The organism is Aeromicrobium alkaliterrae (genome assembly GCF_039529015.1).
GTDB classification, from domain to species: domain Bacteria; phylum Actinomycetota; class Actinomycetes; order Propionibacteriales; family Nocardioidaceae; genus Aeromicrobium; species Aeromicrobium alkaliterrae.
In genome coordinates this window covers 87,447-112,327 of sequence record NZ_BAAAME010000005.1, presented here as the reverse complement: position 1 = coordinate 112,327, position 24,881 = coordinate 87,447, and the positions used below count along the sequence as shown (strand labels likewise).

Here is a 24,881-nt window from a genome sequence, read left to right as displayed (position 1 = left end):
CCCCCCGGGGCCCGGGGGGGCGTCGTCGTCCCGGTGGGGTGGGGCGGGGTGGGCGGTGAGTGTTCCACCAAGGGCGGTGAGTCAGCCACCGTATGAGCGCTCAGAAGGTGGAACACTCACCGCCCAGCGGAGGTCCGGGCGCTTTCGGTGGAGGATCCACCGCCCCCAGCCCGGACGCGTTCCGGGCTCCGCGTGCCCGGCCGTGCGGGGGCGCGGATAGACTGCGGCCATGCCTCGCGTGATCGTCGACGTCATGCCCAAGCCCGAGATTCTCGACCCGCAGGGGAAGGCCGTCCACGGCGCCCTCCCGCGGCTTGGGTTCAGCGGCATCACCGACGTCCGTCAGGGCAAGCGCTTCGAGCTCGAGGTGGACGCGGCCGACGAGGCCACGCTCGCCGAGATCGCGAAGATCGCCGAGACGCTGCTCTCGAACCCGGTCATCGAGGACTTCGCCGTGCGGGTGGAGCAGTGACCAAGGTCGGGGTCGTCACGTTCCCCGGGTCGCTCGACGACGTCGACGCGCGCCGTGCCGTGCGCCTCGCGGGCGCCGAGCCCGTCGCGCTGTGGCACGGCGACCACGACCTCCAGGGCGTCGACGCGATCGTGCTGCCGGGCGGCTTCTCCTACGGCGACTACCTGCGCTGCGGCGCGATCGCCCGGTTCGCGCCGATCATGACCGAGGTCGTCGAGGCCGCCAACGGCGGCCTGCCGGTGCTCGGCATCTGCAACGGCTTCCAGATCCTGTGCGAGTCGCACCTGCTGCCGGGCGCGCTGATCCGCAACGACCACCGCACGTTCGTGTGCCGCGACCAGCAGCTCGTGGTCGAGAACGCGTCCACCGCGTGGACCTCCGACTACGCGGTCGGTCAGACCGTCACGGTGCCGCTCAAGAACGGTGAGGGCGGATTCGTCGCCGACGTCGACACGCTCGACCGTCTCGAGGGCGAGGGCCAGGTCGTCGTGCGCTACGCGGGGGTCAACCCCAACGGCTCGCTGCGCGACATCGCCGGCATCACCAACGATCGCGGCAACGTGGTCGGGCTCATGCCGCACCCCGAGCACGCGGTCGAGGAGCTCACGGGCCCCGGCACCGAGGGCCTCGGCTTCTTCACGTCGGTCCTGACCTCGCTGGTCAGCCGATGACCCTCCCCGTCGGCGTCGCGATCCTGCTGCTGGTCGTCGGACTCTGGAACCTCGTCATCTGGCCGCAGTTCGCCAAGCGGATCATGGCCGACCCGCGCTCGCGCGACGAGTCCGGCGGACGCACGACGTTCTTCAACGTGCACGCCGTGCTGATCTCCGTCTCGCTGTCCCTCGGGCTCGCGACCGGCTTCGTCGGCCTCGTGGGGCTGATCGGATGAGCACCGAGGTGCGGCGCGACGACGCCGCCGGACGCTACGAGGTCGTCGTCGACGGCGCGGTCGCCGGCTACACCGAGATCAAGCCGCGCGACGGGGTGCTGATCATGCCCCACACCCTGGTCGACGACGCCTACGCGGGCCAGGGCCTGGCGAAGGTCCTCGTGACCGGTGCGCTCGACGACATCCGGTCGCGGGGCGAGCGCATCAAGCCGCTGTGCCCGTACGTGCGGAGCTTCCTGGAGAAGAACCCGCAGTACACCGACCTCGTCGCCTGATCAGGCCTCCGCGTCGGCCGCCTCGAAGCCCAGGGCACCGAGCAGGTTGATGAAGACGTCGTCGGTCAGCATCTCCGCGGTGACCCGGCCCCGCAGCTCGTGCTGCGTGCCGTCGCGCAGGCTCAGCGTCATGCGGAACGGGAACATCTTGTGCACCTCGGCGTTCGCGACGTCCTCGTAGGCGACGTGCCAGGCCTCGGCCGCGAGCTGTGAGGGGGCAGCGGACTGGGCCCACTCGGTCAGGCGCCGCTTGCCGTGGTCGGTCGACTTCGGACCGGGCTTGAGCAGCAGGCCCGTCGTGAGGATCAGCAGGTCGTGATCCTTCCCGTCGACGCGCAGGTTGGCGAGACCGTCGAGGATGTCGGCGCCCTGGGCGTCCGCCGTGCGGCTGGCCTGCACGCCCGCCGCGAGGTCGATGCCGAGGGCGGCGAGCTCGGCGTCCGCCGGCTGCGCGGTGGCGAGGGCGAGGGCGGCAGGACGGGCGTCGAACGGTCGTCCGTCGGCGGCGACGAGGTCCTGCCCGTCGAAGCCGTCGGTCCACCTCGCGGTGCCGGCCGTCACGGCGGCGGCCCCGAGGAGCGTGGCCAGGACGTCGACCAGCACCTCGGGACGCTCCTCCTCCGAGGCGTCGTGCGCGACGGCGTCGACGAGGCGGGGTCCGTCCCCGCGGGCCACGAGCTGGGTGACGTGAGCGAGGCCGGAGCCGTCCGTCCCGTCCAGGTGGGCGGCGGCGCGGTAGACGAGGTCGGCCCGGCGCTGGAGGTCGTCGGTCGCGACGAGGGCGGTGAGCTCCGGCCACGGGCGGGTCGGCTTGCCGGTCCCCTCGATCCACACGGACGCCTCGCGGGCGGCCAGGGTCGGCAGGTCGGCGAACAGGTCGCTCGCAGGACGGGGGTCGGCGGTGGCGTCGCTCTCGGGCAGGACGCTGATCGCCGCGATGCGGTCGGCGATCGACGGGTGCGAGTCCCAGCGGGACGTGGGGTCGGCCGGCGGCTCGGCGCGCAGCTCCGCAAGCTGGGGCTCGAGCTCGCGCAGCAGGTCGCCGAAGCCCGTCACGTAGTCGGCGGGGGTCGGCACGAAGCCCAGCTCCCACGCCGTGCGCACGTAGGTGTTCTCGTAGTGGTCGTGCGCCCGGGCCAGGGCGGGCAGGGCGCGGAGAGCGGACTGGGCCGTGGCGCGACCGGCGGCGCGCACCGAGAGAGCGTCGGCCTCCAGCTCCTGCGACCGGCTGACCCCCTGCGACGCGAGCATGTAGAGCTTGGCGTACTGCTTGAGGAGCCAGCCGCTCAGCTTCCCGTCGAGCCGCGCGAGCGTGTGGCTGATCGCCAGGCGCCCGCGGTAGGTCAGGGGCGCGAGTCGGGTGTGCGACCCGGAGTAGTGACCCAGCTCGTGGGCGAGCACCGATCGCAGCTGCGCGACGTCCAGGCCCTGCACGAGCGGGGTGCCGATCAGGAGCGTGCGAGGCCCGCCGACCAGGCCCAGGAACCTGGCGTCCTCGTACACCGCGGCATTGACCTCGCTCACGAGCTCGATGCGGTCGGGCCCGCGGGTCTCGGCGAGCGTGGCGAGCTCGTCGACGACCTGCCACAGCTCGGGCGCATCTGCGCGGGTCACGTCCGGACCCGGGTCGCGGCCCGGCGCGCGGCTCGCGCTCCAGACGGCACCGCCGACACCGAGGCCGACGACGACGGCCAGCAGGCCGAGCTTGACGCCGACGGCCTCGCCGCCGAGCGCGAACGCCTGCACGGCCAGGGCGATCGTCACGGCGACGATGCCGACGGCGACGAGGTAGAAGCCGGCGAGCAGGGCGATGCTCAGCGCGGCGCGCGAGGTGGTCTTCACGGCGGTTCCCTCCCAGGATCGGCGATCAGGATGCCACGGGTGACAGCGTGCCCACAGGGTTTTCGCCAGACGTGGGGCAACGCACGTCGCTCGTGGTCGGCTCCGGGGCGCGCAGGCAGTAGACTAGAGACGTGGCTCCGTCCCGTGAGCCCCTCTGCGCCGTTGGCACTTCTCGCTGATCGCGCGCCCTGCGCCCCGACATCTCGTCGGTGCCCGATCTGTCTGAGAGTCTTGTGAATTCCACGCCTGCCGGCGTCGCGCCGGCCACGTCCACCCGTTCCACCACCCCCGCCGAGTCCACCGGATTCTCCGATCTCGGCCTGCCGAAGCCGCTCGTCAAGGCGCTCGCCCGCGAGGGCATCGTCGAGCCGACCCCGATCCAGGCGGCCGTCCTCCCGGCGGCCCTGGCCGGCTACAACGTGCTGGGCCGCGCCCGCACCGGCTCCGGCAAGACCCTGTCGTTCGGCATCCCGGTGCTCGACACCCTGGCCGGCGGCCAGCGTCGCCCCAAGGCCCCGCGCGGCCTGATCCTCGTGCCGACCCGCGAGCTCGCCTCGCAGATCGAGCGCGACCTCGCGCCGATGGCCACCGCGCTCAACCTGCGCACCATGACGATCCTCGGCGGCATGCCGATCAGCCGTCAGGCCCAGCGCCTGCGCGAGGGCGTCGACCTCGTCGTCGCCACGCCGGGTCGCCTGACCGACCTCATCGCCCGCGGTGCGGCGAACCTCGACCAGCTCGAGATCATCGTCCTCGACGAGGCCGACCACCTCTGCGACCTCGGCTTCTACAAGCCGGTCGACGCGCTGCTCACCGGCACGCCGCGATCGGCGCAGCGCCTGCTGCTCTCGGCCACGCTCGACGGCGACGTCGACAAGCTCGTCAAGCGCCACCTGCCCGAGCACGTGCTGCACGACGTGGCCGCGCCGCTCGTCGAGGAGGGCGAGATGACGCACCACCTCGTCGTCACCGACCGCACCGAGAAGATGCAGGTCGTCCGCGACCTGCTGCTCAACACCCCGCGCACGATCGTGTTCGCCCGCACCCGTCGCGGCGCGGCGCGGGTCGCGCGCCAGCTGACCCAGGGCGGCATCGAGGCGGTCGACCTCCACGGTGACCTCGACCAGCGCAAGCGCGACCGCAACCTCGCCCGGTTCTCCTCGGGCGACGCCCAGGTCATCGTCGCGACCGACATCGCCGCTCGCGGCATCCACGTCGACGACGTGCCGCTCGTGCTGCACTTCGATGCGCCCGCCGAGCACAAGGCCTACACGCACCGCTCGGGCCGCACGGCCCGCGCCGGTGAGTCCGGCACGGTCGTCACGATGACGACGCCGGAGGACCAGCGCGACGTCGTCCAGCTGCAGCGCAAGGCCGGCGTCAGCGCCCGCCAGCACCGCCGTCAGGACCTCGCCTCGCCCCTCACGGTCGAGTCGCTGGCCACGACGGGTCGCCCGGGCGACGCCCCCGGCGTCGGCACGGGCCAGGGCGGTTCGGGTGGCGGCCGCGCCGCGGCGGCCGCCGGCAACCGGTCAAACCACGGTGCGGGTCGTCGTCGCGGCGGCCGCGGTGGCTCGGGTGGTCAGGGCCAGGGCGGTCAGCGACCGCGCAGCCAGGGTCAGGGCCAGGGCGGTCGCGGCCAGGGTCGCCCCGCGGGCAACCGCGGCGCCACCTCGCGCTGATCGCACCGCCACCCCGCGGGGCGGCGGTGCCCCCTTCGAGGCTCGTTCCTCGCACCTCAGGGGCGCGTCGGATCCTGGGCCCTGAGCCTCGACGGGCGTGCGGTCACGACGGCAGGCCATAGTGGACCCGTGCTGGTGAGGACGGGACTGCGACGCGTCGTGCTGATCGGCCCGGCGTTCATCGCCGCGGTCGCGTACGTCGACCCGGGCAACGTCGCGACCAACGTGACGGCCGGGGCGTCGTTCGGCTACACGCTGGTGTGGGTCGTCGTGCTCGCGAACGTCATGGCCGTGCTCGTGCAGTACCTCTCGGCCAAGCTCGGGCTCGTGACCCAGCGGTCGCTCGCGACCCACCTGGGGGAGCGGCTCCCCACCGGGCCCCGCCTCGCCTACTGGGCGCAGGCCGAGGCGATCGCGATCGCGACGGACCTGGCCGAGGTCGTGGGCGGAGCGATCGCGCTCTACCTCCTGTTCGACCTGCCGCTCGTGGTCGGCGCCGCGATCACGGTCGTCGTCTCGGTGCTGATCCTCATGATCGGCGACCGCCGCGGGCAGAGCGCGCTCGAGCGCACCATCATGGCGTTCCTCGCGCTGATCGCCGTGGGCTTCGTGGCTGGTCTGTTCGTGGCCCCGCCCGACCCGGTCGACCTGGTCGGCGGGCTCGTGCCGCGCTTCGACGGCGCCGAGAGCGTCCTGCTGGCCTCGGGGATCATCGGCGCGACCGTCATGCCCCACGTCATCTACCTGCACTCCAGCCTGACGACCGACCGCCTCGGCACCCGCGGAGACGGGCTCTCGCTCACGACGCTCCTGCGCGCGACGCGGGTCGACGTCGCCGCAGCGCTCGTGCTCGCCGGCGTGCTGAACCTGTCGCTGCTCGTGCTCGCGGCCTCCGCGCTGTACGGCATCGACGGCACCGACACGCTGACCGGCGTGCACGAGGTGGTGACGTCCGAGCTGGGCACCGGGGTCGCGCTGCTGTTCGCGGTGGCGCTGCTGGGCTCGGGGCTGGCGTCGACGTCGGTCGGCAGCGCCGCCGGGGCCGAGGTCATGCAGGGCCTGCTCGGCATCCGTCTGCCGCGCCTCGTCCGCCGGGTCGTCACGGCGATCCCGGCGGTCGTGGTCCTGGCGATCGGGGTCGAGCCGAGCCGGGCCCTCGTCGTCTCCCAGGTCGTGCTCTCGCTGGGCATCCCGTTCGCGCTGATCCCGCTCGTGATGCTGACGGCCCGCCGCGACGTGATGGGCGAGCACGTGAACCGTCGCGTCGTCACGGCGGCCGCGTGCGTGGTCGCGGGGATCGTCATCGCCCTCAACCTCGCCCTGCTCTGGCTGACGTTCACCGGGTGAGACCCCCGGCGGTCGTGGGAGACTTCCGGCGTGGCGATGACACCCCTGCGGATCCCGCGTGACCTCGGCGCGGCCCGCACGAACCTGATCGACAAGGTGCGGCGCCGTCCGCTCGCGGACCTGCGCCCCATGCCGCGTGACGAGGTCGTGAGCAACGAGCGGTTCACGCTCTACCGGTACCGCCCGGCCGAGGGCGTGCCCGCGCGTGGTCGGCCGCTGTTCCTGACGCCGCCGCTCGCAGCCCCGGCGATCGCCTTCGACCTGCGACGCGGCTGCAGCGTCGCGGAGTTCTTCGTGAACCAGGGCCGCGAGGTCTACCTCGTCGACTACGGCCCCGTGAACTTCGGGCACCGGGCTCTCGGCATCGAGCACTGGGTCGACGACCTGCTCCCGGAGGCGCTCGCGTACGCCTCGGTCGACGCGCAGGGAGCCGACCTGCACATGGCCGGATGGAGCCTGGGCGGCATCTTCACGATGTTCACCGCGGCGGCCCGCCAGGACCTGCCGATCGCCTCGGCCACCGCGGTCGCCAGCCCGTTCGACCTGCGTGAGGTGCCGCTGCTCGCCCTGGCGCGGCCGGTCGACAAGGTGCTCGGCGGCCTCGTCGGACCGGTGTACCGATCGCTGGGCGGGGTCCCGGCGCCGCTGACGAAGTGGGGCTTCCAGCTCTCAGCCGCTGACAAGTACCTGACCAAGCCGATCTCGATGCTGACGCACGCCGACGACCGCGACTTCCTCGCCCAGCTCGAGGCGGTCGACCGGTTCATGAGCAGCATGTACGCGTACCCGGGGCGCACGTTCGGGCAGCTGTACCACGTCGTGATGCGCACCAACGAGTTCGCGACGGGCACGATGCGGTTGAACGACCGCGACGTCCGACTGGCCGACATCGACGTGCCGGTCCTGGTGGTCGCGGGCCTCAACGACACGCTCGCGCCGCTGCCGGCCGTCGAGCACCTGCTCGACCTCACGACCGGTGCGCCGACGGCCCAGCTCCTCCAGGCGCCCGGCGGTCACCTCGGTGTCCTGACCGGCCGCGCGGCCATCCGCACGACCTGGCCCGGCATGGAGGGCTTCTTCACCAAGCACGACTGACCCCCGGCGCGCGGGGTGCCATGATGGATTCGTGCCCGAGATGCCGGAGGTCGACGCACTCGTCGCGGACCTGCGCGCCCGCATGACCGGCGCGGTCGTCGCGGGGGTCGAGCCGGCGTCGTTCGCGGTGCTGAAGACCTTCGACCCGCCGCTCGACGCACTCCTGGGGCTCACGGTCACGGGCGTGCACCGCCACGGCAAGTTCATCGACATCGACGTCGACGGCCTGCACCTCGTGATCCACCTGGCGAAGGCGGGCTGGCTCCGCTGGTCCGACAAGCTCGCCACCACGCGGCTCAAGATGGGCAACGGTCCGATCGCGCTGCGCCTGCGACTCGACCTCGGGGACGGTCCCACGAGCGGCTTCGACCTGACCGAGGCCGGCACCCGCAAGGGCCTGGCGGTCTACCTCGTCCGCGACCCGGCGGACGTCCCGGGCATCGCCGCACTCGGCCCCGATCCGCTCGGTGAGGGATTCGAGCTGCGTCCGCTGCTGGCCCGGCGGATGCAGGTCAAGCGGCTGCTGCGCGACCAGAAGATCCTGGCCGGCATCGGCAACGCCTACAGCGACGAGATCCTGCACGCCGCGAAGCTGTCGCCGTTCGCGATCGCCGAGAAGCTCGACGACGCGGAGATCGGGCGTCTCGAGACCGCGATCACCGAGGTGCTGGCCGAGGCGCTCGAGGAGGCGCACGGCAAGCCGCCGGCCGAGCTGAAGGACGACAAGCGCACGCGCATGCGGGTCCACGGCCGCACGGGCGAGGCGTGCCCGGTGTGCGGCGACACGATCGCCGAGGTCGTCTTCAGCGGCTCGTCGCTCCAGTACTGCCCGACCTGCCAGACCGACGGCAAGCCCCTCAAGGACCGGTCGACGAGCAAGTTCGTGAAGTAGCGCCGGGTCAGTCGTCGAGGTCGTTGCGCGACAGCCGCTTCGGGTCGAGCAGGCCGATGCGGTGCCCGGCGCGACCGACCATGTGCGACGCGACCGGCGCGGTCAGCAGCTGGAAGGCGATGATCAGCAGCACGGTGGTGGTCGCGACGGTGGTCTGCAGCCGCAGGGCCAGGCCCACGAGGATGCAGATGAGCCCGAGCGTCTGAGGCTTGGTGGCGGCGTGCATGCGGGAGAACACGTCGGGGAACCGGACGAGGGCGATCGAGGCCGCCAGGGCGAGGAGCGCGCCGGTCACGAGGAAGATGCCGGCGATGACGTCGATCATGAGCGGCCCTTCCGGTCGCGGGCGGTGCGCTCGGACGGCCCGTCGTCACGCGCCGCGAAGCGCGAGATGCTGACCGACCCGAGGAAGCCGACGAGCGACAGCGTGACGATGATCGGCAGCGTGGTGGTGTGGCGCCCGATGGCCGCCTCGATGCCGATGGCGCCCGCCGTGGCCGCGACGAACACGTCCGCCGCGACGGTGCGGTCGAGGGTCGTCGGCCCGCGCACGATCCGGACGAGGCACAACGTGCCGGTCACGGCCAGCAGGGCGATGCAGATGATGCCGACGGTCGTCATGAGATCGCCCCCGAGCAGTAGGCGTCGCGCTCCTCGCGGGAGCCGAGCGCCGCGATGAGGCGTCGCTCCTGGGCGAGCACCCCGGCCTCGACCTTCGCGAGGTCCTGGCCGCCGTCGAGCACGTGGAGCCAGATCTTGCCCTGCTCGGCGTCGAGCTCGATCAGGAGGCTGCCGGGGACGAGCGAGACGAGCTCGCTGGTGAGCACCAGGAGCAGGTCGGACCGTGTGTGCAGCTGCACCGCGATCACGGCGCTGTCGCCCAGCTCCTTCGGACGCACGGCGATCCAGGCCACCTGGAAGCTCGCGACGACGAGGTCGAACGCGAACCGCCCGGCCAGGACGAGGAACGGCAGTGGTCGGAACGAGCCGTCCCAGTCGGCCTTCGGGAACGGGAAGACCACGACGACCACGAGCGCCACCAGGACGCCGCCGAGCACGAGCAGCGGCGTGACGTCGCCCCAGAGCATCAGCCACAGCAGGGTCAGACCCAGCACGGCGGTCCAGCGGATCATTCGGCATCACCCAGCACGGCCTCGATGTACGGCGTACGGTCCTGCAGCTCGGCGGCCGCCCGCTGGCTGACGCCGATGAGGGGCCCGGCCGCGAGGGTCAGCGTGACCGAGAACGCCACGAGCGCCAGGGTCGGCAGCGCCATGCCGCGGGGCAGGCGCAGCACCTTGTCGTCGGTCATGGTGGCCTGACCCGGGTGCAGGGCACCGGTCTTGGGGGTGTCGTGCTGGATGTCCTCGTCGCGCGGCTGCCAGAAGGCCCGGTTCCAGGTCTTCGCCACGGCGTAGAGGGTCAGCAGGCTCACCGCGAGGCTCGCGCCGACGCCGGCGTACGCCAGCCAGTCGCCGGCCTCGGTGCCGGCCTGGATCAGGGCGAGCTTGCCGAGGAACCCGGAGAACGGGGGGATGCCGGCGAGGTTCATGGCCGGCACGAAGAACAGGACCGCGAGCACGGGCGCGGCCCGCGCGAGTCCGCCGAGCCGGTCCAGCTGGGTGGTGCCGGTGCGGTACTCGATCAACCCCGCCACCAGGAACAGCGCGGTCTGCACGGTGATGTGGTGGATGACGTAGAAGATCGCACCGGCGTAGCCGGCCTCGCTGGCCAGCGCGATGCCGAAGAGCATGTAGCCGATGTGGCTGACCAGGGTGAACGAGAGCAGACGTTTGATGTCGGACTGGGCGACGGCGCCCAGGATGCCCACCACCATCGTCAGGATCGCGACGGTCAGCAGCAGGGTGCGCAGCGGCTGGTCGGGGAACACGATCGTCTGGACGCGGATGATCGCGTAGATGCCGACCTTCGTGAGGAGTCCGGCGAACACGGCGGTCACGGGGGCGGGCGCGGTCGGGTAGGAGTCGGGCAGCCAGGCCGAGAGCGGGAAGATCGCCGCCTTGATCGAGAACGTCAGCAGCAGCATGAGCTGGAGCACGAGCTGCAGCGGCTCGGGCAGTGCGGCGATGCGCTCGGGCAGGGCCGCCAGGTTGACGGTGCCGGTGGCCGCGTACACGGCGGCGATCGAGATGAGGAACAGCACCGACGAGATGAGGCTGACGACGACGTAGATCGTGCCCGCGCGGACCCGGGCCTCCGTGCCTCCGAGGGTGATCAGCACGTAGCTCGCCGCGAGCAGGATCTCGAAGCCGACGAACAGGTTGAACAGGTCGGCCGAGAGGAACGCCGCGGACACGCCCGCGCTCAGCACCAGGAACGTCGGGTGGAAGACCGACAGCGGGGTGTCGCGACCGAACTCCACGATGCCCTGGCCGAACGAGTAGAGCAGCACCGAGAACGTGACGATCGTCGACACGACCAGCAGGAGGGCCGAGAGGCGGTCGGCGACGAGGCTGATGCCGATCTCGGCGGGCCAGCCGCCGACGTTGACGGACTGCGGACCGAACTGGTCGGCGCGCCACAGCAGGGCTGCCGCGGCGGCGACCACCAGGGCGAGGGCGACGATGCTGATGATGCGCTGGGCGCGCGCGGAGCGACCGAACGCCAGGCAGAGGCCGGCGCCGAGCAGGGGCACGATGACCGGCACGAGCACCAGCTGGCTCGCGAGGTGGTTCATCGGGTTCCCCCTGCATCAGGAGCGCCGTCGTTGTGGGGCTCGTCGTCGGCGGTCTCGGCGTTCTCGTCGGTGACCTCGTCGTCGACCGCCGGCAGGTCGGCACCCTCCTCCTCGGGGAGGGACTCGTCGACCTCGTCGAAGCTGGCCGAGAGGTCGTCGCGCTCGGCGCGGCGGATGACGAGGGCGTCCTCGAGGTCGTCCTGCACGTCGTCGTGCCCCTCGAGCTGCCAGGTGCGGTAGGCCAGCGCGAGGCCGAACGCCGTGACGCCGAGCGTGATGACGATCGCCGTCAGGGCCATGGCCTGGGGCAGCGGGTCGGCCATGCGCTCGCCGTTGTCGCGCACGATCGGGGCGGCACCGGGCGGGCCGGAGGCCACGATGAAGAACAGGTTGACGCCGTTGCCGAGCAGCACGAAGCCGACCAGGATGCGGGTCAGGCTGCGCTCGAGCACCAGCGTCGTGCCGCACGCCACGAGCACGCCGATCGCGATGATCAGGGTCAGGTCGACGCTCATGCCTGGGTCACCTCGCTCATACGCCCACCGCCTGGTCCTCGTCGGCGACGTGCTGGTCGATGCCGCCGCCGAGGCTGCGGAGCACGTCGAGGGCGAGGCCGATCACCACGAGGTAGACGCCGATGTCGAAGAAGACCGAGGTGACCAGGTGCAGCTCGCCGAGGGGGCCGAGGGGGATGTCGACGATGGCGCTCTGCAGCACCCCGCCGCCGAGCAGCGTGGGCAGGAGGCCCGCGAGGGCCGCGGTCGCGAGGCCGAGGCCCAGCACGAGACCGGCGTCGACGGGCGCGGCCGCGTCGAGCTCCTGCCGGCCACCCACGAGGTAGCGCACCATGAGGGCGAGGCCCGCGATGAGGCCGCCGGCGAAGCCGCCGCCGGGCTCGTTGTGGCCGATCAGCATGATGAAGATCGAGTAGACGATCACGGCGTGGAACACCAGGCGGGTGACGACCTCGAACACGACCGAGCGACGCTCGGCGCGCACGGCGTCGAGGCGCTGCAGCCAGCGCTGCGAGCCGGACCCGGCGGGGACGCGGCTGATGCGCTCGGCGCGGTCGGTGAGCAGGTGGATCAGGCTGGCGACGCCGGTGGCGGCCACGACGAGCACGGAGAGCTCACCGAGGGTGTCCCACGCACGGATGTCGACGAGGGTGACGTTCACGATGTTGTAGCCGCCGCCGTAGCTGACCGCGGGCTCGGCGAACTCCTGGCCGATCGGGTCGGCGATGCGCGAGGCAGCGGTGAGCAGGGCGAGGCCGGCCACGACGGTGCCGACCGTGACGCCGGCGGCGATGCGGACCCACCGGTCGGCCGTGAACGGGCGCTCCGAGAAGAACGGGGGGAGGCGACGCAGCACCAGCACGAACGTCACCAGCAGGAAGGTCTCGACGAGCACCTGGGTGAGGGCCAGGTCGGGTGCCCCGTGGAGCACGAAGAGCATCGCGGTGGCGTAGCCCGTGAGGCCCACCAGCAGCACGGCGCGCAGGCGGCGCCGCGAGCGGACGGCGGCGATCGCGGCACCGACCGCCAGGGCCACGATCACGACCTGGGCGGGCCGGTCGGCGAGGTCGACGTCGAGCCCGCCCTCGTCGAGGACGAAGGCGCGGATCAGCATCGAACCGGGCAGCAGGGCCAGGACGACGATGATCGTGCCCAGGTAGAACGGGAGCGAACCGCGCTGGACCCGACCTGTGAGCTCGACCGAGACGCGCTCGACGCCGCGGATCACGGCGTAGTACGACTGCTCGGCGTCGGGCATCGGGAGGCGGTCGGTGATCGCGTGCTGGGTGGCGGCGACGGCGCGACGCGCGACGAAGAGGGCGATGCCCAGCACGATCGTGGTCAGCGAGAGCAGCAGGGGCAGGTTGACGCCGTGCCAGAGGGTCAGCTCGAGCTCGTGGGCACCGGCCGGGTAGGCCTCCCCGGCGCGGCTGAGGATCGTCGTGAGCCACGGGCCCGAGAAGCCGGCGACGAGCGAGGCGGCCGCCAGCAGCACGGGGGAGACCACGAACCACGAGGAGCGGCGCATGATGTCGCACGGCGGCACGTCGGCCTTGGTGGCGAAGGCGCCCCAGACGAAGCGCGCGGTGTAGGCGACCGTGAGGATCGTGCCGACGACGATGCCGCCGAGGGCCACGGCCCCCCACCCGGCGCCGGTGTCGGCCCCGAGGTCCTCGATCGAGGCCAGCACGGCCTCCTTCGCGACGAAGCCGAAGACGGGCGGGATGCCGGCCATCGACGCACCGGCGACGACGGCCGCGGCGAACGGCCACGGCAGGAGCCGCCAGAGCCCCGACAGGTCGCGGAGGTCGCGCGTGCCGGCGCTGCGGTCGATGATGCCGACCACCAGGAACAGGGTCGACTTGAACAGGGCGTGCGCCACGACCATCGCCAGACCGGCGATCGCGGCGGACCGGGTGCCGATCGAGGCGATCAGGGTCAGGAAGCCGAGCTGGCTGACGGTGCCGTAGGCGAGCAGCAGCTTGACGTCGTACTGGCGCAGCGCCCGGAGGCCGCCGATCACCATCGTGACGATGCCGAGCGTGGCGAGGGTCGGCCGCCACCACGCCAGGTCGGCGTACGCCGGCGCCAGGACGGCGACCAGGAAGATGCCGGCCTTCACCATGGCCGCCGCGTGCAGGTAGGCGCTGACGGGCGTGGGGGCCGCCATGGCGCCCGGGAGCCAGAAGTGGAACGGGACGAGCGCCGACTTCGACACGGCGCCGACGAGGGCGAGGGCCACGGCGATCTGCACCGTGACGGTGGCCTCCGGCGGGGCGGCGACGATCTCGCTGAGCAGGGGGGTGCCGGACGTGAGGTGCAGGATCACGAGCCCGGCGAGCATCGCGAGGCCGCCGAAGGTCGTGACCAGCAGGGCGTTCATGGCGGCGCGACGGTTGGCGCGGCGCTCCGGGTTGTGGCCCACGAGCAGGTACGACAGGACGGTCGTGAGCTCCCAGAAGATGTAGAGCACGTAGACGTTGTCGGAGAGGACCAGGCCGAGCATCGCGCCGGCGAACGCGGTGAACACGGCGCTGAACCGCCACAGCTCGGTGTCGCCCGGCTTGAAGTACCAGCCGCAGTAGAAGAGGACCAGGGCTCCGACGCCGGTCACGAGCAGCGAGAAGGGACCGCTGACCTCACCGAGCCGCAGCGAGATGTCGAGCCCGAGGCCCGGGACCCAGGAGATCTCCTGCGTCACCAGGTCGCCCGCGACGACCTTCGGCAGGAGCCAGGCGAAACTCGCGGCCGGCACGAGGGCCAGGACGAGGAAGGCCCGCCGGTCGAGCAGACGAACCAGGGCAGGGGCCGCCGCTGCGGCAAGGAGGTGCGCAGCGACAAGGGTGATCATCCGACGTCCAGTCTACCGGTTGGGGACCGGTGCTGCCTCGGGCGGTGGCGCGCCGAGACGCGGGTCACGCCTGGCTGCGGCACGATGTGGGCATGCGACCCCTGCGTGAGCTGACGCTGCCGGACCTGCGCGCCCGCAGGAGCGTCAAGTGGTCGTGGTTCGGCCCCGACGTCCTGCCGCTGTGGGTCGCGGAGATGGACGCGTCGCTGGCGCCCGCGGTGACCCGGGTGCTCGAGGAGGTCGCCGCGATCGGCGACCTCGGCTACCCGGACGACCGCGGCTACGCCGCCGCGTTCGGCGCCTTCGCACGGGGTCGCTGGGCCTGGGAGCCGGGCTTCGCACGGCCCGTCGCCGACGTCATGACGGGGGTCGTGGAGGGCCTGCGGCTCGCGGGCCGGTCGACCGTGGTCGTGACGCCGCCGGTGTACCCGCCGTTCTTCGACGCGATCTCGACGGTCGGCGCGCGAGCGGTCGAGGTGCCGCTGGGCGCCGACTGGGGCCTGGACCTCGACGCCCTGGCCGACACCTTCGCGGCCCACGCCGGCCGGGCCGCGTTCCTGCTGTGCAACCCGCACAACCCGACGTCGATCGCGCCGATCCGCGCCGAGCTGCTCCACGTCGCCGAGCTCGCGCGACGCCACGACGTGCGGGTCGTGGTCGACGAGATCCACGCGCCGCTGGCGGACCCGGTGGCGTTCGCCCCGTACCTCTCGCTGCCGGGCACGGAGGACGCGCTGGTCGTCACCTCGGCGTCGAAGGCCTGGAACCTGGCGGGGGTCAAGGCGGGCCTCCTCGTCGCGGGCGACGCAGCGGCCGACGAGGTGGGCGCGCTGCCCGAGCTGCTCTCGCACGGCCCGAGCCAGGTCGGCATCCGCACGCAGGAGGCGGCCTGGACCGAGGGGGTCGAGTGGCTCGACGCCGTCCGCGCCGACCTGGCCGAGAACCGCCGCCTCGTGGCCGAGCTGCTCGAGGTGCACCTGCCGCGCGCCGAGGTCGTGATGCACGAGCACTCCTACCTCGCCTGGCTCGACCTGGCGGCCTACGACCTCGGGGGCGAGGCCGCGGTGGTGCTGCGCGAGCGGGCGCAGGTCGCGCTCGGGGAGGCCTCGCCCTTCGGCGGGCTGCCCGAGGCCGGACGTCTGCGCCGCGGCGGTCCGGACTTCGCGCGCCTCAACTACGCCACGACGCCCGAGGTCCTGACCCTCGCGTTCGAACGCCTCGGCGCCGCGGTCGCGTGACGGTAGCGTGGGCTCGTGCCCTCGCTGCTGCTCCTGAACGGACCCAACCTCAACCTGCTCGGCACGCGCGAGCCCGAGGTCTACGGCACCGACACGCTCGCCGACGTCGTCGCGCTGGTGGAGTCCACCGCGGCCGGGCTGGGGTTCACGGTCACCGCGCTGCAGAGCAACCACGAGGGCGTCCTGATCGACGCGATCCACGAGGTGCGGGGCGTGGCGTCGGGCATCGTCATCAACCCGGGCGGTCTGACCCACACCTCCGTCGCGCTGCGGGACGCCCTGACGGGGGTCGCGCTGCCGTTCGCCGAGGTGCACGTCTCGGACGTCCATGCGCGTGAGAGCTTCCGCCACCACTCGTACCTGAGCGACGTCGCCGACGTCGTCGTGGTCGGCGAGGGGGTCCCGGGCTACGCCCGCGCGGTGCGCGAGCTGGCCGAGGTCATCCGACGGGCTTGACCGAGCGCAGGGTGCGGCGGGCGGCCTTGTTCAGGGCGTGCATGACCGCCGCGTAGCCGACCGGCACGTAGCGCTGGCCGTACCAGCCGAAGCGGATGTCGCCCGAGGTGAAGGCCATGTGCCGGCCCTTCTCGACGGCGCGCACCATCGCCGCCGCAGCCTTCTCCGGCGAGACGGCGTGCTTCTCGAACCGCCCGATCGCCTGGGCGACGCGGGGGTCGGTGCGGTCGACGCCGACGATGTCGACCGTGCCGACGAGCGGGGTCGCGACGGCGCCGGGACACACCAGCGTGACGCCGATGTCGTACGGGGCCAGGTCGAACCGCAGGACCTCGCTGACGCCGCGCAGTCCGAACTTCGCGGCGCTGTAGGGCGCGTGGAGCGGGAGGCCGAACAGGCCGGCCGCCGAGCTCACGTTGACGACGTGACCACCGCGACGGGCCGCGATCATGGGTGGGACGAACGCGTGCAGGACGTGGATCGGCCCCATCAGGTCGACCTCGACGGTGCGCCGCCAGTGCTCCAGGCCGAGGTCCTGGATGCGGCCCCAGGTCGAGATGCCGGCGACGTTCATGACGACGTCGACCGACCCGACGAGGTCGTGCGTGCGGCCCGCGAAGGCCAGCACGGCGTCGGCATCGGTCACGTCGAGCGCCTCGTGGTGGACGACGGAGGTGCCCAGGCCGTCGGCCGCGAGCAGTGCGACCGTCTCGGCCAGGCCGGCGCCGTCGAGGTCGGTCAGCACGACCCGTGCTCCACGTCGTGCGGTGAGCAGCGCGGTGGCGCGCCCGATGCCGCTGCCGGCGCCGGTGATGACGGTGACGGTGCCGTCGAACCTGGTCTTGCGCACGCGAGCTCCTGGGGGTCGGATTGATCTTGGACGATCGTACTGGTTTTGGTCCTCCGTGGGAACGCGTGGCACCCCGAACCTGTCCGTCCCGACGGCTAGCGTGGCGGCACGACGTGGGAGGCGCAATGGAGCCAGCAGGATTCGCAGAACGTTCGGGACTCGTGGACCCGTCGGCGCCGCCGCGGCGCTGGCACGACGGGCCGCTCGCGGCGCTCGACTTCGAGACCACCGGCGTCGACCCGCTCCACGACCGCGTCATCAGCTTCGCCCTGCTGACCGACGACGAGTCCCACGACGGCCTGGTCGATCCCGGGGTCCCGGTGCCCGCTGCGGCGTCCTCGGTGCACGGGCTCGACGCGGCCGCGCTGCTCGGGGCACCCTCCTCGGTCGTCGCGATCGAGGTGATCGCCCGGTGGGTCGACCGCCTGATCGACCGCGGCGTGCCGCTCGTCGTGTTCAACGCGGCCTACGACCTCACGATGCTCGCGGCCGAGTGCCGTCGCCACGGCATCGCCGAGCCCGACTGGTGGCGTCTGGTCGTGATCGACCCCTACCTGATCGACTGGGGCCTCGCGCAGCGTCGTCGCGGCCAGCGCCGGCTGATCGACGTCGCCGCGCGTCTCGGCGTGCCGCTGCTCGACGCGCACGAGGCGCAGGCCGACGCCCGCGCCGCCCTCGAGGTCGCGCGGGTGCAGGCGGTGCGCAACCCCCAGCTCGGCGACCTCACCTCACGCCAGGTCGTCTCCCAGCAGCAGCGCTGGCACGCCGCCAAGGCCGAGAGGTGGAACCGCTGGGCGATCGACAACGGCCGCTCGCTCGACGACCCGGCAGGCTGGCCGCTCGCCGCAGCGGTCAGCCACCGCGCCACCGCCTGAGAGACGTCGCGCCGCTGCTAGCGGCTGAAGAGCACCCAGCCGGTCCAGTGCCGGCTCCCGCGGGGCAGGTAGCAGCCCGAGTGCTCGACGAGGGTGTATCCCTGGGCGCTGTACGTACGCCACTGAGCGGTGATCTGGCCCAGGCACGCGGACTTGGTCGAGCCCGTCACGTGGACGCGGAGCTGCTGGGCGCTGTGCGCGGGAGCAGACACGAGCCCGGAGGAGACGAGCCCCAGGGCCAGCGCCGTGCCGGCCAGGGTGCGAGTGAGTGGTCGGGTCCTCGATGAGATCGTCACGGCAGCATGATCGGTCGCGGGCGAGCACGGCGCAACCGCTCGTCGTGCGCCTGAGCCCTACTCGAGCGTGTCACCGGTGCGGGCCACGCCCGCGACGTCCAGCGCGTGGGCCGTCTCCGGGTCCGGGGCGGTGCCGCCGCGGTCGTGGGGCAGCCACCAGCGGTCGTCCTCGTCGCGCGGCGACTCCGGGTACTCGGCGATCGCCGCGTCGAGCAGCTCGGTCAACGCGGCCTGCAGGCGCGCGGTCAGGTCCTCGATGCTCTCGTCGGCTCCCGGGTGCAGTGGCTCACCGACGCGGATCGTGATCGGGATCCGGCGCCGCAGGCTCCGGTGGCCGTCCACCGTGAAGATGCGGTGCCCGCCCCAGGTCACGACCGGCACGAGCGGCGCCCCCGCCTCGATCGCGAGGCCGGCAGCCCCGCGCCGCAGCGGCTTGATGAGCCACGACCGACTGATCGTCGCCTCGGGGAAGACGCCGACGACGTCACCCTGGGCGAGCCAGCGTCGGGCCTGGCGGTAGGCCACGGCCCCGGACGCGCGGTCGACCGGGATGTGCCCCATCCGCCGCATCGCCCAGCCCAGCGGGTTGCGGCCGAAGAGCGAGCGCTTGGCCATGAAGCGCACGAGGCGTCCCCGCGGTCGCACCGCCCGGCCGACCAGCGTGAAGTCGAGGAAGCTCTGGTGGTTCGCCGCGAGCACCGCCGGCCCGTCGGCCGGCAGGTGCTCCGTGCCGCTGACGTCGAACCGGTATCCCTGCAGTCGGAAGAGGCCGGCGACCAGGCGCACGACGACGCGGTAGACCCGGTCCGAGCGGCGCTCGGCGGTCACGCGGGCTCGGGCGCGAGTGCGCGAGCCGGTGGGGCGAGGCGAGCGCCGCCGAGCGTCAGCAGGGCGATCGCTCCGAGGTACAGCACCATGATCGCCACGTGGGTCACGGCGGTCGTCCCGACCCGGTCGAACACCGTCAGCGCGATGAGCGCGTCGGAGACCAGGAACAGGACCGCGCCGACTCCGGCGAGCCGCTCGGTCACCAGGGCCGTGGCGGCCGTGCCGGAGAGCAGCAGCGCGTAGAACGGCAGGACCGCGCGGACGACCGGGTCGTCGATCCCGCTCCACACGCTCACGACGATCGCGACGGCGGCCACGGCGAGGCCGACGACGAGGAGCGGATTCGCGCGAAGCCGCTCGACCGCCCCGTGCCGCACGAACCAGGTGATGAAGCAGACGTGGGCCAGCGCGAACGAGCCCATGCCGGCCAGGAACAGCCCGTCGAGCTCCAGGAAGAAGTCGCCGCCGAGGCAGAAGAGCAGCGCGAGCGCCAGGATGCGCGGGGCTCCGCTGGTCAGGACCCAGCCGATCAGCAGGGGCGCGGCGAGGCACTTGGTGATGCTGTCCCACGGCGACGCGTCGGCGGCGAGGAGCACCAGGTGCACGACCGCGACGACGCCGAACAGCGGCCACCACGGGATCCGGACCTCACTCATGGATCCACCGTAGTGCTCGTGGGTTAGCCTGACCGGCAGACACGGGGTGCCCCCTTGGGGCTGAGAACACACCCGCAGAACCTGCTCTAGCTCGAACTAGCGAAGGGATGTCCCTCGATGACGTCGTCCACCTCCACCCCTGCCCTGCTCGCCGCGTCCGTCGACGCGCTCGACCGAGTCAGGTCCACCGGCCCGCTCGTGCACTGCCTCACGAACGACGTGGTCGTGAACTTCACGGCGAACGCGTTGCTCGCCGTCGGCGCAGCACCCGCGATGGTCGACATCCCGGAGGAGTCCGGGATCTTCGCGGGCGTCGCGGGCGGCATCCTCGTCAACCTGGGCACCCCGCACGCCGAGCAGCGCGCTGCGATCGAGGCCGCCGTCGCCGGCGCCGCCCAGGCCGGCACCCCCTGGGTGCTCGACCCGGTCGCGATCGGCGCGCTCCCGGTGCGCACCGAGCTCGCGCACCGGCTGCGCGACGTCGGCCCGACCGTCGTGCGCGGCAACGCCTCCGAGATCCTCGCCCTGGCGGGCGCGGGTGCCGGTGGGCGTGGCGTCGACGCGCTCGACGAGGTCGACGCCGCGGCCGACGTCGCGCGGGAGCTGGCGCTGGCCTCGGGGGCCGTGGTGGCCGTCTCGGGTCCGGTCGACCTGGTGACCGACGGTCGTCGCACGGCCCGGATCGCCAACGGCGACGTGCTGCTGACCAAGGTGACGGGCGGCGGTTGCGCCCTGGGGGCCGTGATGGCGGCGTTCGCGGCGGTCGAGCCCGACCCGTTCGTCGCGACGGTCGCCGCGGCGACGACCTACACCGTCGCTGCGGAGGTGGCGGCCGAGGCGGCCGCCGGCCCCGGCTCGTTCGCGGTCGCCTTCCTCGACGCGCTGGCCTCGGTCACGGGCGGCGACCTGCGCACGCGCGCGGCTCTGTCGTGACCGACCTGTCGCTGTACCTCGTGACGGACTCGGCGGTCGCGGCCGCGGCGGGGCACGCGCTGCCGGACGTCGTGGCTGCGGCGGTCGCGGGCGGGGTGACGGCCGTGCAGGTCCGCGAGAAGAACGCCTCGCGCGCGCAGCTGCTGGACGTGATCGGCTCGGTCGCGGAGGTGCTGCCGGCCGGGGTGCCGCTCATCGTCAACGACGACGTCATGGCGTTCCTCGACGCTCGCGCCGCGGGACTCGCGGTCGCCGGCGTGCACGTGGGGCAGGACGACGACCCGGCGAGCGACGTCCGGGCCGCGATTGGTCCGGACGCGGTGCTGGGCCTGAGCGCAGCGACTCCTGCGGAGCTGGCGGCCGTGGATCCGGCCGTGGTCGACCACGTCGGGATCGGTGCCATGCGCGGCACCCCGACCAAGCCCGACGCGCCCGAGGCGCTGGGCCTCGCGGGCCTGCGCGAGCGGGCGGCGCTGTCACCCGTGCCGGCGGTCGCGATCGGAGGCGTGACCGTTGCGGACGCCCGCGCCCTCGGACGCGCGGGGCTGGCGGGCATCGCCGTCGTCTCCGGGATCTGCGGGGCGCCCGACCCCGAGGCGGCGGCTCGCGCCTACGCCAGCGCGTGGCAGGAGCAGGACCGGTGACGCGCGCCATCCCGCGGGTCCTCTCGATCGCGGGCACCGATCCGACCGGCGGCGCGGGGATCCAGGCCGACCTGAAGAGCATCGCGGCGAACGGCGGCTACGGGATGGCCGTCGTGACCGCGCTGGTCGCGCAGAACACCCAGGGCGTCCGCTCGGTGCACACGCCGCCGGCGGCCTTCCTGCGCGAGCAGCTCGAGGCCGTCAGCGACGACGTCGCGATCGACGCGGTCAAGATCGGGATGCTGGGTGACGTCGCGACGATCGAGGTCGTCGGCGAGTGGCTCGGCCGCGTGCGGCCCCGCGTCGTGGTGCTGGACCCGGTCATGGTGGCCACGAGCGGCGACCGTCTGCTGGTGCCGGAGGCCGAGCAGGCGCTGCGCGAGCTGCTCCCGTCGGCCGGACTCATCACGCCGAACGTGCCGGAGCTGGCCGTCCTCGCGGACGAGGAGCCGGCTCGGGACTGGGACGCGGTCGTCGCGCAGGCGCTCGCGGTGTCGCGCGGGTGGGGCGTCGCGGTGCTGGCCAAGGGCGGGCACCTGGACGGCGACCTCGTGCACGACGCGCTGGTCGACGCTGCGGCCGACGTACCGGTGCGAGCGCTGGTGGCGCCGCGCGTCGACACGACCGCGACCCACGGGACGGGGTGCTCCCTGTCGTCGGCCGTCGCCACGTGGCAGGCGAGCGAGGACGACTGGTTCGTGAGCGTCGACCGGTCCAAGCAGTGGCTGACCGAGAGCCTGCGGCACGGCGCCGCGCTCCGCGTCGGCGAGGGGCACGGGCCGGTCAGCCACTTCGCCGGCCTGTGGTCGCGCGGTGGTGTGCGCACCGACGTGACGGGGGAGTGGTGGGAGCGGATCGCGGAGGTGCGCGCCGGCACCGACGCCGACCCGTTCCTGACCGGACTCGCCGCGGGCACGCTGCCGCGCGGGGCCTTCACCGAGTACCTCGCGCAGGACGCCGAGTACCTGCACGGCTACGCGGAGGTGCTGAGCGCGGCCTCTGCCCTCGCCGCCGACGCGGCCGAGCGGGCGTTCTGGAGCAAGGGCGCGGCGGAGTGCCTGGAGGAGGAGCTCCGCCTGCACGAGTCCTGGACCGGGGGCGGTCGGGTCGAGGTGTCGCCGACGTGCGAGGCCTACGTCACGCACCTGCGCTCGTCGGTCGAGGCGGGGTACGCGGAGGGCGTCGCCGCGGTGCTGCCCTGCTACTGGATGTACGCCGACATCGGGCTGCGGCTCGCGGCTGCGGCGACCGACGAGCACCCGTACCGCGACTGGCTCGTGACGTACGGCGACCCGTCCTTCGCCGAGGCCGCCGCGCACGCCCGCGCGATCGTCGAGCGCGTCGCCCGCGACGCCGACCCGGCGACCCGCGAGCGCATGTGGCAGGCCTTCCGCACCTCCGCCCAGCACGAGCGCGCCTTCTTCGCCGCCCCCCTCACCCCCTGAACGACCGCTCGCGAGTGAATTCCCGCCCCCCGGCGAGTGAGTTCCCGCCCCTCCGCGAGTGGATTCCCGCCCCTCGGCGAGCGGTCAGTCGGGGTCGGGAGGCCGGGTGTCGATGTTGAAGCCGCGCAGGAGGAGTCCGGAGGCGCCGACGGCGACGCCGGTCGCGGCCAGGACGCCCGGGGCGCCGGTGCCGACCGCCGCGACACCGAGGGTCGTCGGGATCAGGACCTGGCCCACCCGGTTGCCGGCCAGGCGCAGCGAGAGCGCCGTGCCGCGCTGGGCCGGGGGAGCCTGCTCGGTCAACCACGACATCGTGAGCGGCTGGCCGACACCGAGCCCCAGGCCCATCAACGCCACGACGAGGAACAGGACGGCAGGCGGCAGCGGCACGGCGCAGACGAGCAGGGCGCCGGCGGTGACGACGATCGAGGTCGCCATCAGCCGGGTGCGCCCGAGCCAGGCCGACAGCCGACCGAGCAGCAGTCGGGAGGCCATTGAGAACACCGCGCGCACCGTCAGCAGCGCACCGACCGTCGCCGCCGTCAGCTCGCGCTCCGCCCCGAGCGCCGGCAGGTAGACGAGGGTCAGGTCGACCGCCGACAGGATGATCGCGCTGGTCGTCAGGGCGCGTCCGAGGCCGGGGGTGCGCAGCAGGGCGACGAGCCCGCCCCGCGCCTCGGCCCGCTGGTCGACCGATCGCCGGTGCAGGGGGACCAGCAGCGACGTCACGAGCAGCGCGCTGCTCATCGCGGCGGCGAGGATGAAGATGGGGCGGGTGTCGGGCTGCACCGAGGTGCCGGCGACGGCCGCGATCAGGCTGGGACCGGCGGCCTGCCCGAGCGAGGCCATGAACGTGTAATACCCGAAGCGGGCGTCGAGCTGTCCGGGCGCGGCGGTGTTGGCGACGAGCGACTGCTGCCCGATCACGCACGCCAGGTGGGCGGCGCCGAGCAGGGCGTTGGCCACCACCAGCCCGGCGACCGACTCGGCCGCCGTGAGGAACACCGTCGAGGCGCCGATCATCAGCACCGCGCCGCCGACCATGAGCCGCTTCTCGCCCAGTCGGTCGACGAGTCCGCCGACGGGGATCGCGAGCAGCAGCGGCACGATCGCGAACGTCGCGCCGATCGCACCTAGCGCGCCGCCGGGCACGTCGAGCGAGATGGCCTGGTAGGTGCTGGCCGGACGGAGGAGGAAGGTGACGGCCTGCACGATCACGGAGTTCGCCAGCAGCGCCCCCCACGCGACCCGATTCACTCTCGTCATTGTCCTCCCCGCCGTCCGCGAGCGAGCCCGCGCCCCGACAGGGGCGGAAACTCACTCGCGGAGGGGCGGAAAGTCTCTCGCGAGGGGGCGGGAATTCACTCGCGAGCGGTCGTTCGGGGAGGGTCAGCGGCGGCCGACGAGGTCGCGGCCGATGATCTCCTTCATGATCTCGCTCGTGCCTCCGTGGATGCGCTGGACGCGGACGTCCTGGTAGGCGCGGCCGACGGGGTACTCGAGCATGAAGCCGTAGCCGCCGTGCAGCTGGACGCAGCGGTCGACGACGCGGACCTCGACCTCGGTCGCCCAGAGCTTGGCCTTCGCAGCGTCGACGACCGTGAGCTCGCCGGCCTCGAGGGCGACGATGCACTGGTCGATGAAGGCGCGCGTCACGTCGAGCTCGGCCGACATCGCCGCGAGCTCGAAGCGCGTGTTCTGGAAGTCCGCGACGGGCTTGCCGAACGCGTGGCGCTCCTGCACGTACGCCAGCGTCGAGGCGAAGATCGTGTCGGCCTTCGCGATCGCCTGCGCGCCGATCGAGAGCCGCTCGAGCGGCAGCTTGCTGATGAGCTGGCCGAAGCCGCCGCCGACCTCGCCGAGCAGGTTCGCGTCCGGCACGAAGACGTCCTCGAAGGACAGCTCGGACGTGTCCTGCGCGTGCAGGCCGACCTTGGCGAGCTTGCGACCGCGGGTGAACCCGGGCATGTCGCGCTCGACGACGAGCAGGCTGAAGCCCTTCGACCCGCCGGCGGGGTCGGTGCGGCACACGACCGCGACGAGGTCGGCCTGCTGGCCGCTGCTGATGAAGGTCTTGGACCCGTTGACGACCCAGCCGCCGT

27 protein-coding genes and 1 riboswitch are annotated in these 24,881 nt (G+C 72.9%); of the genes, 14 read left to right on the top strand and 13 right to left on the bottom strand.

The window, feature by feature from the left end; genetic code table 11:
• The first annotated feature begins 229 nt into the window (after positions 1-229).
• From purS to ABD127_RS14555, 4 genes are read left to right on the top strand one after another with little or no spacing between them, the layout of a single operon-like run.
• Entirely contained in the window at positions 230-472 is a 243-nt protein-coding gene (gene purS, locus ABD127_RS14570; protein WP_344202837.1) for a phosphoribosylformylglycinamidine synthase subunit PurS, read from the top strand.
• Positions 469-1,143, top strand: a complete 675-nt coding sequence (gene purQ / locus ABD127_RS14565) for a phosphoribosylformylglycinamidine synthase subunit PurQ (protein WP_344202836.1) — start codon at positions 469-471, stop codon at positions 1,141-1,143. The genes purS and purQ overlap by 4 nt, the downstream gene beginning before the upstream one ends.
• Positions 1,140-1,361: an SCO4848 family membrane protein gene (locus ABD127_RS14560; RefSeq protein ID WP_344202835.1), complete on the top strand. Its 222-nt coding sequence runs from the start codon at positions 1,140-1,142 to the stop codon at positions 1,359-1,361. The genes purQ and ABD127_RS14560 overlap by 4 nt, the downstream gene beginning before the upstream one ends.
• The gene (locus ABD127_RS14555) at positions 1,358-1,636 is read left to right on the top strand and encodes a GNAT family N-acetyltransferase (protein WP_344202833.1); all 279 of its coding nucleotides are present in this window, start codon (positions 1,358-1,360) and stop codon (positions 1,634-1,636) included. The genes ABD127_RS14560 and ABD127_RS14555 overlap by 4 nt, the downstream gene beginning before the upstream one ends.
• Here ABD127_RS14555 and ABD127_RS14550 read toward each other — a convergent pair whose 3' ends face one another.
• Positions 1,637-3,478, bottom strand: coding sequence for a M48 family metallopeptidase (locus tag ABD127_RS14550; protein ID WP_344202831.1), 1,842 nt, complete (start codon positions 3,476-3,478; stop codon positions 1,637-1,639).
• Positions 3,479-3,711: 233 nt separating this feature from the next.
• Between ABD127_RS14550 and ABD127_RS14545 the strand changes: the two genes are divergently transcribed.
• The 4 genes from ABD127_RS14545 (at position 3,712) to ABD127_RS14530 (ending at position 8,494) form a co-directional block, all read left to right on the top strand.
• The gene (locus ABD127_RS14545) at positions 3,712-5,160 is read left to right on the top strand and encodes a DEAD/DEAH box helicase (protein WP_344202830.1); all 1,449 of its coding nucleotides are present in this window, start codon (positions 3,712-3,714) and stop codon (positions 5,158-5,160) included.
• A gap of 129 nt (positions 5,161-5,289) precedes the next feature.
• Positions 5,290-6,507 carry an Nramp family divalent metal transporter gene (locus tag ABD127_RS14540; RefSeq protein WP_344202828.1) on the top strand — a complete coding sequence of 406 codons (1,218 nt, stop codon included), beginning with the start codon at positions 5,290-5,292 and terminating at the stop codon, positions 6,505-6,507.
• 36 nt (positions 6,508-6,543) lie between these two features.
• Positions 6,544-7,602, top strand: a complete 1,059-nt coding sequence (locus ABD127_RS14535) for an alpha/beta hydrolase (RefSeq protein ID WP_344203687.1) — start codon at positions 6,544-6,546, stop codon at positions 7,600-7,602.
• Between the two features lie 40 nt (positions 7,603-7,642).
• On the top strand, positions 7,643-8,494 hold the full coding sequence (locus tag ABD127_RS14530) for an Fpg/Nei family DNA glycosylase (protein WP_425545836.1): 852 nt from the start codon (positions 7,643-7,645) through the stop codon (positions 8,492-8,494).
• Between the two features lie 7 nt (positions 8,495-8,501).
• Here the strand turns inward: ABD127_RS14530 and mnhG are convergent, their stop codons facing one another.
• From mnhG to ABD127_RS14500, 6 genes are read right to left on the bottom strand one after another with little or no spacing between them, the layout of a single operon-like run.
• On the bottom strand, positions 8,502-8,819 hold the full coding sequence (gene mnhG / locus ABD127_RS14525) for a monovalent cation/H(+) antiporter subunit G (protein ID WP_344202824.1): 318 nt from the start codon (positions 8,817-8,819) through the stop codon (positions 8,502-8,504).
• Positions 8,816-9,115 (bottom strand): MrpF/PhaF family protein, encoded by a 300-nt coding sequence (locus ABD127_RS14520; RefSeq protein WP_344202822.1) that lies wholly within the window; start codon positions 9,113-9,115, stop codon positions 8,816-8,818. Before ABD127_RS14520 ends, mnhG begins: the two co-directional genes overlap by 4 nt.
• Positions 9,112-9,627, bottom strand: a complete 516-nt coding sequence (locus tag ABD127_RS14515) for a Na+/H+ antiporter subunit E (protein WP_344202820.1) — start codon at positions 9,625-9,627, stop codon at positions 9,112-9,114. The genes ABD127_RS14520 and ABD127_RS14515 overlap by 4 nt, the downstream gene beginning before the upstream one ends.
• Complete coding sequence (locus tag ABD127_RS14510) at positions 9,624-11,192, bottom strand: Na+/H+ antiporter subunit D (RefSeq protein WP_344202818.1); 1,569 nt, start codon at positions 11,190-11,192, stop codon at positions 9,624-9,626. The genes ABD127_RS14515 and ABD127_RS14510 overlap by 4 nt, the downstream gene beginning before the upstream one ends.
• Complete coding sequence (locus ABD127_RS14505; RefSeq protein ID WP_344202817.1) at positions 11,189-11,707, bottom strand: Na(+)/H(+) antiporter subunit C; 519 nt, start codon at positions 11,705-11,707, stop codon at positions 11,189-11,191. The genes ABD127_RS14510 and ABD127_RS14505 overlap by 4 nt, the downstream gene beginning before the upstream one ends.
• 16 nt (positions 11,708-11,723) lie before the next feature.
• Positions 11,724-14,558, bottom strand: a complete 2,835-nt coding sequence (locus tag ABD127_RS14500; protein WP_344202815.1) for a Na+/H+ antiporter subunit A — start codon at positions 14,556-14,558, stop codon at positions 11,724-11,726.
• Between the two features lie 92 nt (positions 14,559-14,650).
• On the opposite strand from ABD127_RS14500, the gene ABD127_RS14495 reads away from it, so the two are divergent.
• Together ABD127_RS14495 and aroQ are read left to right on the top strand one after the other, a co-directional pair.
• The gene (locus ABD127_RS14495; RefSeq protein WP_344202813.1) at positions 14,651-15,796 is read left to right on the top strand and encodes an aminotransferase class I/II-fold pyridoxal phosphate-dependent enzyme; all 1,146 of its coding nucleotides are present in this window, start codon (positions 14,651-14,653) and stop codon (positions 15,794-15,796) included.
• 15 nt (positions 15,797-15,811) lie between these two features.
• The gene (gene aroQ, locus ABD127_RS14490; RefSeq protein ID WP_344202811.1) at positions 15,812-16,252 is read left to right on the top strand and encodes a type II 3-dehydroquinate dehydratase; all 441 of its coding nucleotides are present in this window, start codon (positions 15,812-15,814) and stop codon (positions 16,250-16,252) included.
• On the opposite strand, the gene ABD127_RS14485 is transcribed toward aroQ, so the two are convergent.
• Positions 16,236-17,102 (bottom strand): SDR family oxidoreductase, encoded by an 867-nt coding sequence (locus ABD127_RS14485; protein WP_344202809.1) that lies wholly within the window; start codon positions 17,100-17,102, stop codon positions 16,236-16,238. The genes aroQ and ABD127_RS14485 overlap by 17 nt on opposite strands.
• 161 nt (positions 17,103-17,263) lie before the next feature.
• Here ABD127_RS14485 and ABD127_RS14480 point away from each other — a divergent pair, with 161 nt between their 5' ends.
• Positions 17,264-17,977 carry an exonuclease domain-containing protein gene (locus ABD127_RS14480; protein ID WP_344202808.1) on the top strand — a complete coding sequence of 238 codons (714 nt, stop codon included), beginning with the start codon at positions 17,264-17,266 and terminating at the stop codon, positions 17,975-17,977.
• 17 nt (positions 17,978-17,994) lie between these two features.
• On the opposite strand, the gene ABD127_RS14475 is transcribed toward ABD127_RS14480, so the two are convergent.
• Genes ABD127_RS14475 through ABD127_RS14465 form a run of 3 tightly spaced genes read right to left on the bottom strand, consistent with a single transcriptional unit; the run spans position 17,995 to position 19,757 of the window.
• The gene (locus tag ABD127_RS14475; protein WP_344202807.1) at positions 17,995-18,273 is read right to left on the bottom strand and encodes a hypothetical protein; all 279 of its coding nucleotides are present in this window, start codon (positions 18,271-18,273) and stop codon (positions 17,995-17,997) included.
• A 57-nt stretch (positions 18,274-18,330) separates the two neighbouring features.
• Complete coding sequence (locus ABD127_RS14470; protein WP_344202805.1) at positions 18,331-19,101, bottom strand: lysophospholipid acyltransferase family protein; 771 nt, start codon at positions 19,099-19,101, stop codon at positions 18,331-18,333.
• On the bottom strand, positions 19,098-19,757 hold the full coding sequence (locus ABD127_RS14465; protein ID WP_344202804.1) for a lysoplasmalogenase family protein: 660 nt from the start codon (positions 19,755-19,757) through the stop codon (positions 19,098-19,100). The genes ABD127_RS14470 and ABD127_RS14465 overlap by 4 nt, the downstream gene beginning before the upstream one ends.
• A 32-nt stretch (positions 19,758-19,789) precedes the next feature.
• Positions 19,790-19,882, top strand: a riboswitch (TPP riboswitch).
• On the opposite strand from ABD127_RS14465, the gene thiM reads away from it, so the two are divergent.
• The 3 genes from thiM (at position 19,875) to thiD (ending at position 22,779) form a co-directional block, all read left to right on the top strand.
• Positions 19,875-20,690 carry a hydroxyethylthiazole kinase gene (thiM, locus tag ABD127_RS14460; protein WP_344202802.1) on the top strand — a complete coding sequence of 272 codons (816 nt, stop codon included), beginning with the start codon at positions 19,875-19,877 and terminating at the stop codon, positions 20,688-20,690. (Overlaps the previous riboswitch by 8 nt.)
• Entirely contained in the window at positions 20,687-21,334 is a 648-nt protein-coding gene (thiE, locus tag ABD127_RS14455) for a thiamine phosphate synthase (RefSeq protein WP_344202800.1), read from the top strand. The genes thiM and thiE overlap by 4 nt, the downstream gene beginning before the upstream one ends.
• Positions 21,331-22,779, top strand: a complete 1,449-nt coding sequence (gene thiD, locus ABD127_RS14450; RefSeq protein ID WP_344202799.1) for a bifunctional hydroxymethylpyrimidine kinase/phosphomethylpyrimidine kinase — start codon at positions 21,331-21,333, stop codon at positions 22,777-22,779. Before thiE ends, thiD begins: the two co-directional genes overlap by 4 nt.
• A gap of 84 nt (positions 22,780-22,863) precedes the next feature.
• Here thiD and ABD127_RS14445 read toward each other — a convergent pair whose 3' ends face one another.
• Both ABD127_RS14445 and ABD127_RS14440 read right to left on the bottom strand, forming a co-directional pair.
• Positions 22,864-24,036: an MFS transporter gene (locus ABD127_RS14445; RefSeq protein WP_344202797.1), complete on the bottom strand. Its 1,173-nt coding sequence runs from the start codon at positions 24,034-24,036 to the stop codon at positions 22,864-22,866.
• 132 nt (positions 24,037-24,168) lie between these two features.
• On the bottom strand, positions 24,169-24,881 hold a 713-nt coding region (locus tag ABD127_RS14440), incomplete at its 5' end, for an acyl-CoA dehydrogenase family protein (RefSeq protein WP_344202795.1).